The sequence below is a fragment of the Blautia sp. MSJ-19 genome, assembly GCF_018918125.1.
In the GTDB taxonomy this organism is placed as follows: Bacteria; Bacillota; Clostridia; order Lachnospirales; family Lachnospiraceae; genus Blautia_A.
Window position 1 is genome coordinate 1 of sequence record NZ_JAHLQA010000046.1, and the last position, 19,099, is coordinate 19,099.

At 41.3% G+C, this 19,099-nt stretch carries 12 protein-coding genes and 1 rRNA gene; 2 read left to right on the forward strand and 11 right to left on the reverse strand.

Features of this window, described 5'->3' with window-relative positions:
• A 16S ribosomal RNA gene (locus tag KQI91_RS15485) occupies nt 1-118 on the reverse strand; the annotation flags it as partial.
• A gap of 509 nt (nt 119-627) precedes the next feature.
• Between KQI91_RS15485 and KQI91_RS15490 the strand changes: the two genes are divergently transcribed.
• On the forward strand, nt 628-2,010 hold the full coding sequence (locus KQI91_RS15490; RefSeq protein WP_216393641.1) for an MATE family efflux transporter: 1,383 nt from the start codon (nt 628-630) through the stop codon (nt 2,008-2,010).
• A gap of 50 nt (nt 2,011-2,060) precedes the next feature.
• Here KQI91_RS15490 and KQI91_RS15495 read toward each other — a convergent pair whose 3' ends face one another.
• The 10 genes from KQI91_RS15495 to KQI91_RS16355 all read right to left on the reverse strand — a co-directional run bounded on the left by KQI91_RS15495 (nt 2,061) and on the right by KQI91_RS16355 (nt 17,114).
• A complete protein-coding gene (locus tag KQI91_RS15495; RefSeq protein ID WP_216393642.1) occupies nt 2,061-3,056 on the reverse strand; it encodes a DUF3878 family protein in 996 nt (331 codons plus the stop codon).
• A 69-nt stretch (nt 3,057-3,125) separates the two neighbouring features.
• The gene (locus KQI91_RS15500) at nt 3,126-6,311 is read right to left on the reverse strand and encodes an AAA family ATPase (protein WP_216393643.1); all 3,186 of its coding nucleotides are present in this window, start codon (nt 6,309-6,311) and stop codon (nt 3,126-3,128) included.
• A 1-nt stretch (nt 6,312) separates the two neighbouring features.
• Nucleotides 6,313-7,461: an exonuclease SbcCD subunit D gene (locus KQI91_RS15505; protein WP_216393644.1), complete on the reverse strand. Its 1,149-nt coding sequence runs from the start codon at nt 7,459-7,461 to the stop codon at nt 6,313-6,315.
• Nucleotides 7,462-7,665: 204 nt separating this feature from the next.
• Nucleotides 7,666-9,708 carry an alpha-L-rhamnosidase-related protein gene (locus tag KQI91_RS15510; RefSeq protein WP_216393645.1) on the reverse strand — a complete coding sequence of 681 codons (2,043 nt, stop codon included), beginning with the start codon at nt 9,706-9,708 and terminating at the stop codon, nt 7,666-7,668.
• Nucleotides 9,709-9,711: 3 nt separating this feature from the next.
• Nucleotides 9,712-10,701, reverse strand: coding sequence for an alpha/beta hydrolase (locus KQI91_RS15515; protein ID WP_216393646.1), 990 nt, complete (start codon nt 10,699-10,701; stop codon nt 9,712-9,714).
• Between the two features lie 12 nt (nt 10,702-10,713).
• Complete coding sequence (locus KQI91_RS15520) at nt 10,714-11,550, reverse strand: carbohydrate ABC transporter permease (protein WP_216393647.1); 837 nt, start codon at nt 11,548-11,550, stop codon at nt 10,714-10,716.
• A complete protein-coding gene (locus KQI91_RS15525) occupies nt 11,550-12,407 on the reverse strand; it encodes a carbohydrate ABC transporter permease (RefSeq protein WP_216393648.1) in 858 nt (285 codons plus the stop codon). Before KQI91_RS15525 ends, KQI91_RS15520 begins: the two co-directional genes overlap by 1 nt.
• 66 nt (nt 12,408-12,473) lie before the next feature.
• Nucleotides 12,474-13,745 carry an ABC transporter substrate-binding protein gene (locus tag KQI91_RS15530; RefSeq protein ID WP_216393649.1) on the reverse strand — a complete coding sequence of 424 codons (1,272 nt, stop codon included), beginning with the start codon at nt 13,743-13,745 and terminating at the stop codon, nt 12,474-12,476.
• Nucleotides 13,746-13,864: 119 nt separating this feature from the next.
• Nucleotides 13,865-15,331, reverse strand: a complete 1,467-nt coding sequence (locus KQI91_RS15535) for a response regulator transcription factor (protein ID WP_216393650.1) — start codon at nt 15,329-15,331, stop codon at nt 13,865-13,867.
• On the reverse strand, nt 15,300-17,114 hold the full coding sequence (locus tag KQI91_RS16355; RefSeq protein ID WP_216393651.1) for a sensor histidine kinase: 1,815 nt from the start codon (nt 17,112-17,114) through the stop codon (nt 15,300-15,302). The genes KQI91_RS15535 and KQI91_RS16355 overlap by 32 nt, the downstream gene beginning before the upstream one ends.
• A 189-nt stretch (nt 17,115-17,303) precedes the next feature.
• Between KQI91_RS16355 and KQI91_RS15545 the strand changes: the two genes are divergently transcribed.
• Nucleotides 17,304-19,097, forward strand: a complete 1,794-nt coding sequence (locus KQI91_RS15545) for a sensor histidine kinase (protein ID WP_216393652.1) — start codon at nt 17,304-17,306, stop codon at nt 19,095-19,097.
• Nucleotides 19,098-19,099 lie beyond the last annotated feature (2 nt).

Consider the following 19,099-nt stretch of genomic DNA (forward strand, 5'->3'; position numbering starts at 1 on the left):
CCGCCACTAGAAACAAATTAAATCGACCGAAGTTTCAATAATAGGTTTCCCGTTCGACTTGCATGTGTTAAGCACGCCGCCAGCGTTCATCCTGAGCCAGGATCAAACTCTCTGATAAAGTGTTTGATTACTCAAGACAACCAACTAGCTTAGTTATCTCTCGTCATTACTGTTTATAAAAAGTTCATTCTATTGAATGATGATTCTTAAAGAATTTTCGAGAATCGTATGTGTTTCACTGTTTAGTTATCAAGGTTCTTTTGTTTTGCTCTCTTGCGACAGCTCATCTAGATTATCACATTCATCAGCGCTTGTCAAGTACTTTTTTCATTTTCTTTTCGAAGCTTTTATGATGTTTGTGCGTCGCTCTCAGGCGACTTGTCTACTCTATCACATCTTCATTTCCTTGTCAACAACTTTTTTCACATTTTTCAAAACTTTTGAAATTGTTTAAGTTGTTTGTTCAGAAGAAACAATTCTTCGTGACAGCTCAGTTAGAATACCACTATAAAACCAATCTGTCAACACCTTTTTTCACTTTTTTTCTTTTTTTGTGTTATACTTGATAGTGTCTCCCCAAAATGGGGCAAACATACCACATTACTATAGAAGAAAGAGGTTTTTATCTTGAAACAGCAATCACCCCCTTCAACATCAACCGCAGCAAATCCACTGGGTTCTGCCCCTGTTGGCAGTCTTCTTGCCAAATTTGCAGTCCCTGCCATTATCAGTATGCTGGTCAATGCTCTCTATAATATCGTAGACCAGATCTTTATCGGTCAGGGTGTCGGCATGCTTGGAAATGCCGCTACCAATATTGCATTCCCGGTTACGACGATTTCAACTGCTGCCGCTCTGCTTCTGGGAATCGGTGGTGCATCCAACTATAATCTGGAAATGGGCGCAGGTAATGAGCACAAAGCAAGCGAGATCGCCGGAAGCGCACTTTCCACATTGGTCATCACCGGAGTATCCATTGCCGCAGTCATTCTGATTTTCCTGCGGCCGCTACTTGTCTTTTTTGGTGCAACGGATACTGTCATGCCTTATGCAACAGATTATGTAAGCATTATTGCAATCGGTCTTCCATTCTTTACTCTATCTGTTGGTGGAAATCATCTGATCCGTGCCGACCGCAGCCCTACTTATTCCATGATGTGCACTCTGACCGGTGCGATCATTAATACAATCCTTGACCCGCTGTTTATTTTTGGATTCAAATGGGGCATCAAGGGTGGTGCCTGGGCAACAGTCATTGGACAAGTTGTTTCTGCACTCCTGGTTGTAATCTATTTTACAAAATTCCGTAAAATGTATCTGGATCGCAACATGATGAAACCCAAATTACATCATCTGAGCGCAATCACTTCACTCGGAATGGCTTCCTGCATCAACCAGATTGCAATTGCAGCTGTTCAGATCGTAATGAACAATATCCTTCGCTATTACGGATCAATTTCTGTTTATGGAAGTGATATCCCGATCGCATGTGTCGGAATCGTATCCAAGGTAAATATGGTCTTCCTGGCAATCTGCATCGGCATCTCTCAGGGCGCACAGCCAATCTGGGGCTTTAACTACGGTGCACAAAAATTTGACCGTGTTCGACAGACATATAAATATTCAGCCAGCGCCTGTACAATCATTGCTGTAATCTTTTTCCTGTGCTTTCAGTTTTTTCCACATCAGATCGTGGGAATGTTTGGAGAAGGAAGTGATCTGTACTTCAAGTTTGCCGAAAACTACCTGCGGATTTTTATGCTCCTGACCTTTGCCAACGGCATCCAGCCAATGTCTGCCGGATTTTTTACTTCTATAGGAAAGGCCGGACTTGGTATTATCATGTCCCTTACAAGACAGGTAATCTTCCTACTTCCACTGGTTGTGATCTTTCCGAAGTTTATGGGAATTGATGGCGTCATGTATGCAGGACCAATTGCAGACGCTGCGGCCTTTGTGCTGGCAGTTGTTTTCGCCAGAAAAGAACTTAGCAAAATGAAAACCATCTAAAACAATAGCTGTATCGTTGGTCACTCACCCTTCGATACAGCTATTGTTCTCTACAGCTCTTTACAGGCATATTCCTCTATTTCTGTTATCCTGTTGCCTTTCTTTTTCTTCCATATCATAAGATACAATTTATAATCCAGAGAATCACGCGCGATCGTAAAGGGTTCTTCCCTCAAAATATCTGCATGTATTCCCTGTTTTTCTAATTCTGTCTGACGTTCTTTTACTTTTTCCAATGTTCGTTGATACTTCCGTTCCAGATCATCTCCCCAAAAACGTTTCGAATATTCTGCCGTAGCTTCCTGTATTTTTTTCGTCAACAGATCTATGATTGCACTATGCTTTGCCTGATGTAGCATAACCGCCAGTCTCTTCGCCCAGAACTTTGCAGGATGCTTTTTATAAAATTCCAACATCTTTCCAAAAGAAACATCACCGCACTCTGCCGCCAGTTCTTTCATATACTCAATTGCTTTTTCAGACGGTATCCAGGGATTTTCTCTTGGTACTATATATTTCTCCGGAACTGCCGGATAGCAACAATAATTTAATGGCGGAAACTCCACAAGTGCTGCCAGCTTTTTTTCTCCCTCTGTGCAATATTCTTCTCCAAGATAATCATATTTATCTCTCAAAATTGCCAGTCTGTATTCCAGTTGTCGCAAATATTCATACTCCTCAACCCAAAAGTGTCCGGTATATGCATACTCATATAAGTGCACTTCCAGATCCAGCTCTTCAAAAAACAGTGTCAGAACCGTATCTCCCTGTTTTACTACAAGTACGTATTCTCCATCCTGTCTGGTCATGGATGCCTGCAGTTCTCCCTGGTAATCGCTGTGATATTCTCCCGTCATTCGTGCATTTCGAAGTACCAGAAAGCTCTCGACGGCATCATTCATCAGATACACTAATCGAGCATCCATTCCCCTCTGTTTTTCTCCGGACACTCCAATCTCATTTGCCTGCCCGTGCTCCGGAATAAGTAATTCAAACTGGTCCTGTTCCAGCAGCTGTGCCAGTTTTTCCAAAGTTTCTTCTGTCATTTTTCTCCTAACAATATTCAGCACTCATTAATTGCTTCTGTTTATGATTTCACAAAGTCACAGTATCTGTCAGCTAATCTGCCATTTTACATAACTTCCGTTTTCATCTTTATTTACAATCAGCTGATCCTCTATCTCCTGTTTCAATTCTGATACATGAGAAATAATCCCAATCAGTCTGGAGCCTTCTGCCATCTCCTTTAACACGCGAACCGCCTGATTTCTGGAATGTTCATCGAGCGAGCCAAATCCTTCATCAATAAACATCATATCGAGATTGATTGCTGCCGAACTCTGTTGAATCTGGTCTGCCATCCCCAGTGCGAGGGACAACGCCGCCATAAAAGATTCTCCTCCGGAAAGTGTACGAACCTCCCTCTCTTTTCCGGTCACAGTGGAATATACCATTAAATCAAGGCCTCTGTTTTTTCCTTCTCCGGCTTTTTCCAGATCATACATCCGCAGTTCAAACTGTCCTGCAGACATCTCCTGAAAACGCCGGTTCGCCGCATAAAGAATCCTCTCCAGATAGTATCGCTGTACATAGGTTTCCAGATCCATGCGGGAACCACTGACATTTCCGGAAGTCATACGGTACAGTGCATCAATCCGGGTATGTTCCTCCACAACTGCCTTTCTCTCTTCCAGTCTGGATGAAAGAGCCTCAAAAATTTCTCTGTCATCTTTGTCATCCATACGCAGTTGATTATAACGCTGTTCTTTCTCCATATATTCTACTTCAGCGGCTTCTTTTTCTTTCTGAATTTCTTCCAGAAGCGGTTTCTGCTCTTCTCCGATTGCGCTTCGGGCAGAATCTTGTCTTGCCTGTGCTGCAGTCTTTTTCTCATTATATGCATTGACTGTTTTCTGCAAATCCTCTGTTGATTCACGACTATACTTCTCCACAAGCTCTTTCCATTCAGATTCTGTCATCTGCTTTATTTCCATTACTTCTATATAAGAAGTTTTACGTTCATTCACACACTTCCTCTGTTCCGGAAGTTCCTGCTGATAGCGACTGATCAACGTTTCTGCCTGTTTCTGTGCATTCGCAGCATCCCTTGCTTCTGCCAGAACTTTCTGATATATTTCTTCTGCCTGTTTTTTACTGTTTTCAGCCTGAAGCCGTGCCGTCTTTGCCTCTTCTTCGGTCTTAAATTCAGCGGATCCTTTTATGTTTTCCAGTGCAGCTTCACTTCCCGCCAGTTTTTCTGCAGCTGCCTTTTCTTTCTTTGTACACTCATCATAAGTGTCCTGCAACTGTTTTTTCTGTTTCTCCATATTTTGAAGCGCTTCACGGATCTTTGCCAGAAGTTTCATACCTGCAGTCAGTTTTTCCAATTCTGTCTCTGTCTGCTGTTTCCAGCTTTCCAGAGCATTACTCATTTCCGTCACACTTGACTGTTCTGTTATAGAAGAAACACTTCTGCGTAAACGTTCCTGGAGTTTTCGTACATTGGTAATATACGTATCTTTTCGTGTATCATATTCTGATCTCGCCGCCGCCGCATCTCCTGCTGCTTTCTCCTGATTTTTACGCAGTTTATCCACATTTATCTGCATATTTTGTAATTTTTCTTCAGAGATATCCACAGATTCCACACCTTTTTTTGCAGGATGTGGATGTTCTGTAGAACCACACACCGGGCAGGGTTTCCCCGGCTCTAATTCTGCAGCCAGAAAACCAGCCTGTGCGTTCAGAAAATGTAGTCTTACTTCTTCATATTCTGTATTTACCGCATTATATTTTTCAGTTATCTTTGCATAATTTTCTCTTGTTTTAATCGCATTTTTACGGCACTGTTCCGCCTGATTTCCCAGTATCCTAACGTCTTTAATCTCCTGCGAAACAGCATCCGCTTCCTGCTTTTTATTTTCTGCGATTACGAGCTTCTTATCCACTTCAGCCAGTTCTTCACTCTGTTTTTTCCACTGTGTTTCTTTCTGTTCCAAATCTTCCTGTTGTTTTCGCACTTTCTGTGTGTTTTCTGATGCCAAAGCACAGTTTTTCCTGTTTGCTTCTGCCTGTACACGTAGACTCTTTATCTGAGAAAAAAGCGTCAGTGCCTTCTGCACTTTTTCTGCAATTTTGCTGTAATTCTGCAATTCCTGATCACGAATCAGCTTTTGCTGCTCCTCTGCTTTTTCCGCTGTTTTCCGCGTTTTTTCCAATATTGGCAATTGTTTTTCCTGAGTCTTTAATGCTTGTTCCAGTTCTGCCAGCCGTCTCTCCGCATCATTTAAGAGAACACCGGTCTCTCTGATCTCATACGCATTTCTGATACGGCTGATCAGGGCTGTTGTTTCCACTATTTTTGCTTCATCACCTGCACATTCCTGCAGTTTCTGCTCTGCATCTTCCAGCTGCACAAACCATTTCAGAAGCTCTTCCGCTCTCGTATATTCCTCTCTTTTTTCATCCCTGATTTTCCCTGATTTTCGATATTCTCTTTCAGCTTCATGGGTATGCTCTTCCAGCCAGTCACACAATGTTTCAAGCTCTTTCAGGAAGTCTGTAAGACGCGTCATTTCGCCCTCTTCCAGCTGTTTTTTCAACTGTTTCAGTGTCTCTGATTCATATGTCTCAGGTATCCGAATCCTGCTCACTTCACCCTGGCATTGTGTTTTCAGAACTGCGATTTCTTTCTCTTTTGCACGCTTTCGATTACCCAGTTCTGTCACAATATCCTGGTACATTTCCGTATTAAAAAGCTTTCTGAAAATCACCTTTTTGTCATCAGATTTTGCCCTCAGAAGATCCATAAATTCCCCCTGTGCAATCATCGCAACCTGCATAAACTGACTCTTGGTAAGTCCTACGATTTCCTGAAGTTTTCGGTCAGCTTCCTTGGATGGATACTCCATTCCATCTGGCATGATAAGGCTTACAGCCCCCGTAATTTCCCGTTGTTTTCCCTTGCCTGCACCTCTGGTGATTGTCTTGAGATGTCTTGGCACACGGCGCACTGTATAGACTTCCCGTGCCTCGCCCTGTCCTTCTGCAAAGACAAGCTCTACAAACGGTTCCTGTGCAAAATCCACATACTGACTTTGCAGAACAACGCCTTCTTTCTTATTTGCAGAAGAACTTGCTTCCCCATATAAAGCAAAGACGATCGCATCAAAAATGGTTGTTTTTCCGGCACCGGTATCCCCCGTGATAAGGAAAAGATTCTGGTTTACTCTTTCAAAATCAATCTCTGTTTCTTTTCCATAAGATCCAAATGCCTGCATTTTTAAGCGTAAAGGTTTCACGTTATTTCACCCCCTGAACGGTATGAAGTACATCCTGCAAAATGGCCTTCTCTTCTTCATCAAGATCTTTCAGAAACGAACAACACAACTCATAAGGATCCAGAAGTTCCTCGGTTTGCAGTGTTTTGCTATAATTTGCTTTTCGCTGCTTTTCTCTCCGAATTTCAAGAAGATTCGGGAATGCAAGTCGAATGCGTTCCTGCATATCGATCACATCAAGATCTGCTTTATCCGTCAGAATGACTGTCACATAATCCTGGCAGGATTCTTTCAAAACCTCCTCCAGGGTTCCCTTTACAACCTTCACCTGACGCAATGGTTCAAGCGGTAAAACTGTTGTTTTAACTTCGCCTTTTGCACCCATTTCTACCATAATAACACCTTTTTGCTGCTGCGCTTCGCTCACAGAACAAGCCAGCGGTGTTCCACAATAGCGATAAAATTCACTTCCGACTTTCATTGGTTTATGAATATGTCCCAGAGCCGCATAATCAAAATTTTCCAGGATATCAGCCGATACCTCATCGATATTTCCAACTGTACGCATTTCAGAATCCATGCGTTCTACATCTTCTGCTTTCTTACCGACCGGCAGATAAAACTGGTGACTGACCAGAACATTTCGCTCATCCGAATCAATCTTTTCACGTTCAATCAGTCTGTGCAATGTGTCGTTATAAGTAAGATTATTTCCATTCTTATCTACTCCCACAACCTGCTTTACCATAGATGGCTTCACAAATGGAAGCAGATAAAAATTCACATTTCCATATGCGTCCTGCAAGATTACTTTTTCTATATATTCTTCCTCTGTCCTTGGTGGCTGACCAACCATATATATCTTCTGTCTGGATAAAACATTTCGAAAACAGTTTACCCTCGGTGCACTGTCATGATTTCCACTGATCATCATGATCACCGCATCCGGAACAGCTTTCGTCAACTTTTCCAGAAACTGATCAAAAACTTCCACCGCCTCCGCAGATGGAACAGCTTTGTCATAAATATCTCCCGCAATTACAATCGCATCCGGCTTTTCCCCGCCCGCTGCCGCAACAATTTTTGATAAGATATATTCCTGATCTTCCCGCAGATCGCGGTTCATTAATTTCAATCCTATATGTAAGTCTGATAAATGAAAAAATTTCATAAACATGTTCCTCCATCAGCACTGTTACTGTTCTCCGTAACACGACATCTCTTCTGCATATATCATAACATCTCGACTGTCCGCCTGCACCTTTTTCTTTCGATATTTACCGACATCACTTACTCAAAGAATTGAAAGTAAAATAACACGTGCCAGTGAAAATCAAATCACTGACACGTCTTGTTTATAAACATTTGTATTCAATTACAGTACAATTTCCAATTCTAAAGTCTTTCCTGGTGTTAATACATAATTTTTACTCTTATATACTACACGTCCACCTTCTTTATCAGTCATTATACTCAGGCAGTTATTCCGCCGACTCATATGTACGCTTCCATCGCCCGCCGGCAATGTAACCTCAAAGCCCTGCAAAAGCTCTATATGTGGCTCTACCACAAATTCACCATATGCCGGCATTTCCGGATACAAACCAAAGAAATACCGGGACAGCAGGTAAATCGGACCTGCTCCCCATGCATGGCAAAGACTCTTTCCAAAACGATCCCCGTACATACTGTACTGTTCCGGAATTTCTTTTTCAGGAACGTATTCTTCCCAGAACGTAGTTGCTCCTTCTCTAAGCATTCCACCCCAGTAATTCTTCATTTGAGTAAGAACATATTCATATTCCCCAAGTTTTGCAAAGGCTTCCAGTTCCCAGAACTTGAAATATGGTGTTGTAATTGGTGTAATCTCAGGATTTTTGAGCACATTTTTAAGGATACTCGTCTTCTGTGCTTCCGAAACATAGTCAAACAGTACCGCAAAAATATTACTGTGACGGCTTACTTTTCGTTTACCCGTCGTAAAGCTGTCAATGTAAGCTCCTTTTTCCTCATCCCAGAAAAATTTTTCTACATTCTTTCTCAGACATTCAAAAAGCTGTTCATATTTCTGCGTATTTATTCCCAAAAATTTCTGTACCTGAACCATCGCCTGATAACTTCGAAGAAGCAACATCTGTTCTTCACAGATCAGTTTATCATCGCCTACATCAATATCCGACCAGTCAATAAAAATCCAGTCCTCTTTACGGCCGTAAAGAAATCCACGTTCATCCGTCTGCCGGATGCAGTATTCCATCAAAGATTCCATCTTTGGATAAATAAAGCGGATAAATTTCTCATCACCATACAATGCATGATAATCTGCGATTCCCATGATCCAGTAAAGAGAATAATCGACAATCGTATTGATATGCTGGCATACCGGATCATTCCCTCTCAATGCCAGCATGGTTCTCTTACTGATTTCACGATCTGCCAAAAGATACTGATTGATAAAATAACACTGGTATGCATCTCCGGACCAGATCCAGCGATCTCTTTTGATTCCATCGATAAAAAACGCTCCACTGGCAAGACGGAAGGTGTATTCCGCAACATTCCATATTTTTTCAAGCATCTGGTCACTACTGCCAAACGAACTTTTTTTCGGAAACTCTATGTACCGGAAATCTGCCTGTATGGAAACCTGTCCCGGCTTTTCATTCGGAATAAAAATATAACGAAAGGCTCGAATCTTTGTCCGATAGACCTGGGAAGACTCCCATTTTCCAAAATCAGAATCTTCTTCTCCCAGTACGATCTGCTGTTTCAGATAACACCATTCTGTATCCAGTGCTTCTTCACGGCTTTCTCCATAACACAGTGTCAGCGTATTCTGATTATCCCGAAATTCCACCAGTGTTTCTGCTGTCATTTCTTTTCCAAAATCAAGCAGAACACCACCGTTGACCGCTTCTTCTGCACACACCTTGATCATCTGCGATTTATATGCAATCTCCATCGGATTCTGCTCTTTTGAGGTATACCAGGTGTTCCAGCCTGCTTCCTGCGGCATATCTGCCAGATCAGAAGCCATCCATCCTTCTCCTGAAAAGATTTCTTTTCCATCTACAAAGGCACACGGAAGTCCGGATTTATTTCCCACAATAATCTCGATGCGATATTTTCCAGGTGCACAGATCACTTCTCTTCCAAACGAAAATTTTAACTCATCATGGAACGCCCCTGCTTCTTTTTCTTCCACCTCACATAATGCCACATAGCCCATTCCTCTGGCATATACAGTAAAAGTTGTTTTTTCTCTTATCTGAAATTCTCTCCAGAATTTCACCATATGTCTGCAATCATCAATTTTCCAGAATGCAGGCCAGAAAAAGCCGCGTTCTTCGCGGCTGAAATTCTGGCACATTCCGTGGTATATCTCAAAATCTCCAGGATACCACATCCAGTTTGCCATATCTTATTCCTCTTTCTGTTCTTTCCAAAACTCTACGGCTTCTTCCAGCCATCCTTCAGCTTCACTTCCGATACCCAATCCCAGCCCATGTGGTCCATGTGGCACTGTTTTCAATCGTACCGGAACTCCTTTCTCCTCCAGTTTCGCTTTCATTTTTGGTGCGTTTTCTTCATAAGGAATCAATTCATCATCTGTTGTCTGCCAGATAAACGCTGGCGGGTATGCTTCCGATACATGATGAACCGGAGAGAATTCCTGTTTCATTTCAGCATAGTATTTCGGATTCTTTCCCCGTCCGAACATTGCTCCGCAAATTTCCGTCTCATCAAGCCCTTCTTTTGCAGAAAAATTCAGAAGTGCATAACTCAGACATAATACATCCGGTTTTGGAAGACCTGCTGTCTGATATCCTCTGTTATCTGTTCCAAGTTCCGCTGTCAGATGTCCCCCTGCCGAAAAACCGATTACCATATAAGAGTCTTCAATCTGAAATTCTTTTTTATTTTCAAAAATATACTGTATCGCCCGATGAAGATCTTCCTCGCTTTTCTTCGCTGCACAGTCTGTACCAGCACGATAATCCAGAATAAACGCATGGATTCCCATCTCATTCAGTTTGCGTGCCACCGGAAATGCTTCTACGATACTGCATACTCCCATGTAGCCTCCCCCTGCGATTACAACCGCAAAGGGAGCTTTTTTATCTACCGGAAACCAGAAAATTGCTGTGTCTTCTTTTGTTTTATCTGCTTTTTGTTCTTCTTCTGTATAAAAGTGATACAGAATATTTCCTTTTGTTTTCTGATAATATGCAAGTGCATCCAGACCATAAGCCATACTGTCTGCATTCCATGCAGGAGACACATGTACACCCATCTCTGTCAGAGTTTCTTCGTCTTTCCCTTCAATGTTCATATGCTTTTTTAACAATTGAAATTCAGGATAATCTCGTATTTCACCCATAAGGGTATTTCTGTCAAAAATCTGCTCCATATTTTTATCCTCTTAACCTTTTACAGCACCTGCTGTCATACCTGCAACGATATGTTTCTGTGCAACAATAAAGAAAATTACAATCGGAATCATACTGATAACCGCTGCTGCAAACGCCATATTGTAATTAGAAGAATGTTCTCCAAAGAACACATACTGTTGAATCGGAATCGTTTTGACTGCTTTTTTCTGTAATAAAAGCAGAGAAACATTAAATTCATTCCATGTCCAGAGCGAATCCAGAACTGCAATCGTAACTGTGATCGGTTTCAGCAAAGGAAAAATAATCTTAAAGAAGATTTTTGCCTTGCTGCATCCTTCCAACATCGCAGCTTCCTCCAGTTCAATCGGAATCGTACGTACAAAACCAATAAACAGCATGACCGCAAACGGCATATTGCAGGCACCGATCATGATGATTGCACCCGGTATAGAGTTCAGAAGATTCATGCTCTTATACATTTTGTAGATTGGAATCATCAGTGTCTGGAATGGAATCATCATTGCTGCCATAAGCAGTGTTTCATAAAGTCGAAACGTTTTTTTATGGTACTGTCTTCCAATCGCATAGCCCGCCATAGAAGCAACGATCAGTGTCAGCACAACCGCTCCAACAGTCAGAATAATACTGTTTTTCATAGATTCCAGAATATTTGCTTTTTTCATTGCATCTGCAAAGTTTTCCCAGTGAATGGAGGTTGGAAATGCAAGAAGATCCTTCGCAGTTTCTTTCTTTGACTTCACCGCCATCAGAATACTGATGTAGAACGGGAACAAAAAGAGGATTGTTGTCGCCCAGATAATGATTCTCTGTATCCAAACTACCTTTTTATTCGTTTTCATGTTCATTACATTTCCACCTCCTTACTTCTGAAGAATCTCTGTAAAGAAATTCCAATAACCATCAGGAGCACCATGAAGATAATCGCTACTGCCTGACCATATCCTGCTTTGTAATACTGAAACAGATTTTTATAAATAAAGATAGCTACTGTTTCAGATGAATTTGCCGGACCACCGCCAGTCGCCGCCATAACTGTGGCAAATTCGCGCAGAGAAGAAGTCAGCGTCAGGGTAATACACATAGTAAAAGAAGGTCCCAAAAGCGGAAGTATAATATAACGGAAGCGTTTCCATCCGCTTGCACCGTCAATCGCCGCTGCTTCATAATAGTCTGCAGGAATATTTGTGAGTCCCGCAATATAAATCATGATATTGGAACCAATCGCATTCCAAAGTCCGATAATAATGATTCCCAGCAGAACAGTAGAAGGATTACCGAGAATAGAACGTCCGGACGGTGAAAGAAATGTCGCATAGATTTTGCTGTCAATAAAAGTCCACAGAAATGAAGCCAGGACAGCACTTAATGCCATTGGAATAAAGAAAACTGTCTTGCAGAAATTCTGTCCTTTAAATTTTTGATTCAGAAGCACAGCAAGCCCCAGAGCAAGAACATTGTTGATTGCTGTATATCCTATGGCAAAGATCAATGTATTTGCGATTGCTTTTCTGATCGTTGTATCTTTAAAAATATCAAAAAAGTTTTTGAGCCCTATGTAGTTATATTCTGCTGAAATGCCATCCCAGTCTGTAAAAGCAATGTTGACACCTGTTACAAACGGATACAGAAAAGCAAACACAAACAGAATTACAGATGGTATAAGGAATGCATAATAGATTCCATCTTTTTTTAATGTTTTCATATAATCTCCCGTAACTTTATTGCGGGGGTATCGTCTTTGATACCCCCGCATAAATAAGAACTATTTTTATTTACCTGCAATGCGATCGAATTCTGTGTCAAGTGCTTTTAATGCGGTATCTGCATCACTGTCACTTAACAGATAATCAGACAGGCAGTCAAGTACTGCATCACTGAATTCATTGTCAAAGTTTACAACACCTGTATATACAACAGAATTGTTTTCTCTGAGATCCATTACATCTGCAAGGGAACCTGTTGCATTCTCTGCACTTGCACCATCTACCAGGCACACTTCATTGCAGTTTTCAATATAATTTTCCACACATCCATCGGATGTCATATAGTTCAGGAATTCCTTCGCCATATCCAGATTCTCACTGTTTGCGTTCAGGCAGTATCCCTGTCCGCCTGCCAGTTTTGCAATCTTGGCATCATCTGCGTTATCTGTTACAGGCAGTGCGAAAGCACCGAAATCACTTACATCTCCATATGCAGCCGCATTATTGGAAGTCCAGTCACCATTAAGGATCATACCGCATTCTCCGGTAGCCAGCGCTGTGCATGCAGATGCCCAGTCTGTTCCAAACGGATCTGCATTTGCATTTGAATAACGTTCTTTTAATCTTTCAACAACAGCTTTCCATTCTTCGCTGTCAGCCCATTTCTCGCTTCTGTCCTGAAGTTTTGTAACTGCTTCCGGATCTTTTGTAAGCACATTATTGATATAATCGGTCTGGAAATCTCCCATCAGTACCCAGGTATCTTTATATCCGAGTTCGATTGGAGTGTATCCTGCTTCTTTGAGCTTGTCACAGTCTGCATAAAATTCTTCTGCTGTTTTTGGAACCTCAGTGATTCCTGCATCTTCAAAAACCGTTTTGTTATAGGTAACTACATAAGAGTTGGAGCTTACCGGAAGTGCATATACTTTTCCGTCCTGAGAAAGTGCTTCGCAGGCACCTTCTGTCATTCTTCCTACTGCATCCGTATCTGTAATATCTGCCACATATCCGTTCTTAATATAGATTGGTAAGGTAGAAGAATCTTCAACAAAAATATCCGGAGCATCATCACTGGCAAATTTTGTCGCGATCGTCTGTGTATAATCATCCATGCTCATTCTCTGCACTTCAATGGTTACGTTTGGATGCTCTTCCATAAAGCCTTCTACTACAGAATCTTCCCATTCGATCTTGATATCCTCAGAAGTATGATCGATCATTGTCAGGGTAATCTCTTCATCTTCTGATTTTGCAGCCTGCACCGGCATGCTTCCCATCATCGTTCCCAGTACTGTCGCAACTGTAAGAATTACTGCTACATTCTTTCTCTTCATTTTCAATTTCCTCCTGCTTTTATTCTGACCGGTCGTAATCCAGAACTTTTATCGATGATGTAATTATAGGCTTTCTGTTTTTAATTCTCCATTAAGTATTTATCGAAAAATTTCACTATTTACAGATGTTTATTTTTATATGTACTGATGGGACTTCCTGTAATCTTACGAAAGATCGTACTGAAATAAGAAGCACTGTGATATCCCACTGCCTCTGCAATCTCATAAGTTTTCATAGAAGTAGTGGCAATCAGTTTTTTTGCCTGCTCGATTCTGAGCTGATTCACATAATTGGTCAGGTTATCTCCCACCTCATTCTTAAACAGATTTGAAAGATAATTCTCACTGAGTCCCACATGATCTGCCACTGTTTTTAGCGAAATATCTTCCGTGTAATGTTTACGTATATATTCCATTGTACGGCGAATCTCAAGATTTTCGCCCTGATAGTCTTTGTTTCCACGGCTCTGATTTGCTTCTTTTAGTTTCTGAAACAGATATTTTATCTTATCATCCATCCATGGAATTCTTTGAAATTCCTCATATACAGAAAGTGTATTTCTTTCCTGAAAAGAAATCTTCATCTGTACTGCATAGGTCTGATACAAAGCTGTCAGATTCTCATTTACAAAATGTTCCTCCGGCATTTTTTCTCGAAAAAGCTTTTTTAATCTCTCACAGATTTCTTCAATCTCCTCCGGCTTTCCCGAAAACTGTATCTTTTCGAATGAACAACGTAGTTCTTTCTCACGGCTTTCCAGCTTTTCGCGGCATTCTTCATAAAAAGCAATCTGCTTTTCCGGATGGAATGTAAGATACAGCAATGCCCCCTGTGCCTGTTTCATGAGGATTGGAAGTACCCTGATACCAGTTCCCGATGCACTCACACCTGTCATACAGTTTTTCAGTTCTTCTCTGCTTTTCTTTACGGTCTCTCTTATTTTTTCACTGATTTTCTGACTGCTCCGCAGGTCTCCTACATCGCCTATTGCAACTACTTTTCCATCCCACGGAAGCCGGTAAATATAACCCGCTGAATGCAATTTCTCATAAAGATCTGCCAACTCACCTTCCTGATACAGGGCAATATAGAGCTGTTTCTTTTCAAACAAAGTCTCAAAATATTCTGCGCTGGCCTCTAATTCCGCTTTTGACCCTGATAAAAACTGACGAAGTTCTTTCTGATACTGTTCCTTTTTTTGTTCCGGTCGCTGTTTTCCGCAAATCTCACGAAGCGTTCCAAGAATCGCATCCCCATCCATATCCTGCTTCAGGATATAATCTTCTGCTCCAAGTTTCATAGATTCTTTGACAAATCCAAAGTCATCATAAGCACTCAGTGCCAGTATCCGCACAGCCGGATAAAGTTTTTTTACCTCCCTTATCAATTCGACCCCATTCATGACCGGCATGTCCATATCTGTCAGTAAAATATCGACAGAATTTTTCTTCATGAATTCCAGTGCCTGTTTTCCATGAATCGCCTCTCCGATAATTTCAAATTCTGATGTTTCCCACGGAACCAGTTCCTTTATCGCATAGCGGAAATTCTGATCATCCTCTGCCAGTAGAATCTTCCACTTCATTTTCTTTCCCTCCTGTTACCGGTAATCTCAGTGTTATTCTGGTGCCTTTACCAATTTCACTGTCCATTACAATCTGGTACTTTTCCCCATAAATATTTCGCAACCTCTGATCAACGATTCGAATTCCGATACTGTTCAGTCCTCTTTTTTTCTTCTCTGGCTCGCCCATCAGAAGTTCCTGCTTCTTTTCCTCTGTCATTCCACAGCCATTATCAGATATGGACAATTCCAGAATATTTCGTTTCTTCTTTGCGCAAATACAGATCTCACCACCCTGCTCTGCCATATCCATACCATGAAGAATACTGTTTTCCACAAATGGCTGAAGAACAAATCCTGGTAATAGCAGCTCTTCTGTTTCCGGCTCAAGTTGATAGTTAACAGCAAACATATCACCATACTTCATTTTTTCAATAGCCACATAATTCTCAATATAATGGATTTCTTCTGATAACGTGATCATTGCTCCTGCATTCTTAATCGTAAATCTCAACAGTTGGATAAGAGAGTCAATCGAAGCTGCAAGGTCTTTATTTCCCTGACGATATGCAACCCACTTCAGTGAGCCAAGCGTATTATATAAAAAATGTGGATTGATCTGAGCCTGCAGAACCTGAAATTCTGTTTCCATTTTCTGCCGTTCTTTTTGCTCTAGCAATCCCATCAGTCCCTGTATCTTCAGCCCCATAAAATTCATCTGCAAAGCAAGCAGACCTATTTCATCATAATTCACAGGCTTCAGTTTTCTTTCAAAATGGCCCTCTTCAAAGTTTTTCATCCCCTGTACGATCACATCGGCATTTCGGGTAATCGTTCTGGAAAATATATAAGAAATCATGCCAGACAACAACAGAAACGCAATCATCACCTTTATTATTGCTCCATAAATTGGTGTAACCCCCTGCAAAAGTCTTGAAAACGGCATGAAACAGGCAAGTCTCCAACTGTTATCCTGTGTCTTCAGTGCAATCGTCAGATAGGAATCATCCTCTTTTTCTTCATAATCTGTATAAACATAAAAAGAGCCATTGTTATAATCAAGGATCTGCTCCAGTTCTTTTATACCAAACATCTGCTGTGCATTTTTGAGGAACTCACCCTGTGCATTTGCAACGACTACTTCTTCGTTTTTCAGATAATCTGATGTCGTTCCTATAAACTGAAAAAAATCATCCGTCAGAGCTATACACAAAGTGCCACGATCCTGATAATCAATCACGATTTTTCGTGCAAAATACGCCTGTCCGTCATACACCATCCAGGTTGTCGGAGAAGCAGTCGTCAGTTTTTGTGACAGGAAATTCAGGATCTTTTCTTCTTCCAGTGCCTTCTTTTTCTTCATTCCAGTTTTATAATACTCATATATGATTCCACTTTCAGGACGCAAAAGTGCATATTTTGTGTAATCATACAACGCATTTCTCTGCAAGACGGCAGTTGAAAGACTGTCCTTATATTTTGACATCCCACTTTTTGCTTCTGCAACATTCATATTCAGAATTTTGTTGATCTTACCAGTTTCGCACATCTGATAAGAAACATCCCTGACTGCCTCTATTCTCTCATCCAGATTCAATCCCATCTGTTTTACCAGATTTGTCACAGTGACTTCTGCATTTTCTATAACTGCATTTTTAGCTATCCGATAGCTGTACAACCCGATTCCGAAACAACAGAGAACAACGATCACAAGTAATGACAGCCCCATTTTGGTCCGTATCTTCATATCGCATATTTTCTTTCGGATAAGTTTGAGCATAAGCCCCACATCTATTTGTCCCACAGTCTCACTTCCCACTTTTTTTCTATCGTATCATATATTTTTACAAAAGGAAAAGTTAAAAATGCAAACCCTATTAATTTGCTTCTATCTTTTTCTTTCGATATTTACTGACTTTAAACTTTTCTTTCTCCAGCCAAGATTATATAATAGAAGCAAATATTGATGAACTTATTTCAGGCGGTTTTATTTATGGAACATAAAAAATCTTCCGGCATTTTCAGCCGGATCAAAGTACAGCATCAGCTTCATATTATATTTTTCCTTGCAATCTTTATTCCGGTCCTGCTGCTGGGAAATTATCTTCTGTATAACTCAAGGACGCTCCTTGCAGACCACTACAGAGAGCAATCCCACTCTGATAATCTTCGTGTCAAGTCGTTGCTTCTGGATCTGACTTCGAACGTTTATAATAAATCCCGACAGCTTGCCGATGACAAGGAACTGATCAGTCTTCTCAGCACAGATTTCAAGGACAGTCGTGATGGACAGCTTGCCGCGGAATCTTACAGCGATTTCCGCTATACCTTATCTGAGGATGCTTCTCTTCAGGGAATTTCAGTATACACCTACAATGCTTCCATCCCTGACACAGAATACATTCACCCTGTTACAAGCGCAGTCCGTCAGGAATCCTGGTACCGTCAGGCCGCAGAGAGCGCTACCCCTTTCTGGACAGTAGAGTCGCAGACTGACCGTTTCAACAGAACTACTCCGCTCCTGACACTTCACTGTCGAATTTTTCTTCCGCAAAAAAGCAGCTTTGCCATCCTGAATGTTTCTGTCAGCAACAATCACATCAAAAACCGTATTGAAAACAGTTCTCTCAAAACTGTGGTATGGCTGAACGAAAATTCACAGTTTTACCAGAGTGGTTCCCGTACGATCACAACATTGCCCGAAACATATGAACCGGGACCTTCCGGATATTATCTTGGAACTCTGAAGCTTAAAGACAAGACAGTAATTGGCTGTATTTCCGCCCTGTCTACCAGCTACTCAGAAGATATTTTTTACATTGCTTCACTAGATTACAATGCCTATCCATATATGAACCGGATTAGTCTGATCCATATTGCACTGATCCTGCTGATTTTGATTCCGACCAGTGCTTTCGTTCTGATTTATTCCAGGTATTTCAGTCGTCGTGTTGTCACGCTTCGTGAAACCATGCACGATGTCAGTATGGGGAATTATGAGATTGCTGATACCTTTTCCGGGACAGACGAAATCTCTGAAGCTTTTAAAGACCTCAATGTCATGGTCCAGGATATCCGTAATATGGAAGCCTCCGCATACCAGGCAGAAATCCGCACACAGGAACTTGCCAACCAGCAGCAACAGATGGAATTCAAGATGCTTTCCAGCCAGATCAACCCGCATTTTCTGTACAATACACTGGAAACAATCCGTATGCGTGCGCTCAAAGCAGGGAACCGCGAAGTCGCAAACGCTGTCAAACTGCTCGGCAAATCCATGCGCTATGTCCTAAGTAATACAACCACTTCCTTTACCACACTTGAAAAGGAACTCGACTATATCAGTACCTATCTTGCGATCCAGAAGCTACGTTTCCATGACCGTGTAAATTATACTCTGAAAACAGCTCCTGATCTGGATCTTTCACAGCTTCAGATCATGCCTCTGCTGCTTCAGCCAATCGTAGAAAACGCCGTTCTTCATGGTCTGGAAGAAGTCGAAGAAAACGGAAAGATCATTATCCATATTTTTGCACAACAGGAAACATTACATATTGAAGTTTTTGATAACGGCTGTGGTATGACACTGGAAGAAATAGAACATATGAAACAGAATATTTATCACCACCCAAAAGAATCATCCAAGAGCATCGGCTTATACAATATCAACCAGCGTATACAGCTGTGCTATGGCTCTGATTATGGGCTTACTATCAAAAGCAAAAAGAACTGCGGAACACTTATTATTATGGTAATTCCCGCTCAGAAATACAGAAAGGAGTCCTGAAA

Bases quoted from the DNA above. Each gene is read 5' to 3' on its own strand.
- KQI91_RS15535 (WP_216393650.1), bottom strand. From the start codon at position 15,331: ATGAAGTGGAAGATTCTACTGGCAGAGGATGATCAGAATTTCCGCTAT.
- KQI91_RS15530 (WP_216393649.1), bottom strand. From the start codon at position 13,745: ATGAAGAGAAAGAATGTAGCAGTAATTCTTACAGTTGCGACAGTACTG.
- KQI91_RS15515 (WP_216393646.1), bottom strand. From the start codon at position 10,701: ATGGAGCAGATTTTTGACAGAAATACCCTTATGGGTGAAATACGAGAT.
- KQI91_RS15520 (WP_216393647.1), bottom strand. From the start codon at position 11,550: ATGAACATGAAAACGAATAAAAAGGTAGTTTGGATACAGAGAATCATT.
- KQI91_RS15495 (WP_216393642.1), bottom strand. From the start codon at position 3,056: ATGACAGAAGAAACTTTGGAAAAACTGGCACAGCTGCTGGAACAGGAC.
- KQI91_RS15505 (WP_216393644.1), bottom strand. From the start codon at position 7,461: ATGAAATTTTTTCATTTATCAGACTTACATATAGGATTGAAATTAATG.
- KQI91_RS15510 (WP_216393645.1), bottom strand. From the start codon at position 9,708: ATGGCAAACTGGATGTGGTATCCTGGAGATTTTGAGATATACCACGGA.
- KQI91_RS15525 (WP_216393648.1), bottom strand. From the start codon at position 12,407: ATGAAAACATTAAAAAAAGATGGAATCTATTATGCATTCCTTATACCA.
- KQI91_RS15545 (WP_216393652.1), top strand. From the start codon at position 17,304: ATGGAACATAAAAAATCTTCCGGCATTTTCAGCCGGATCAAAGTACAG.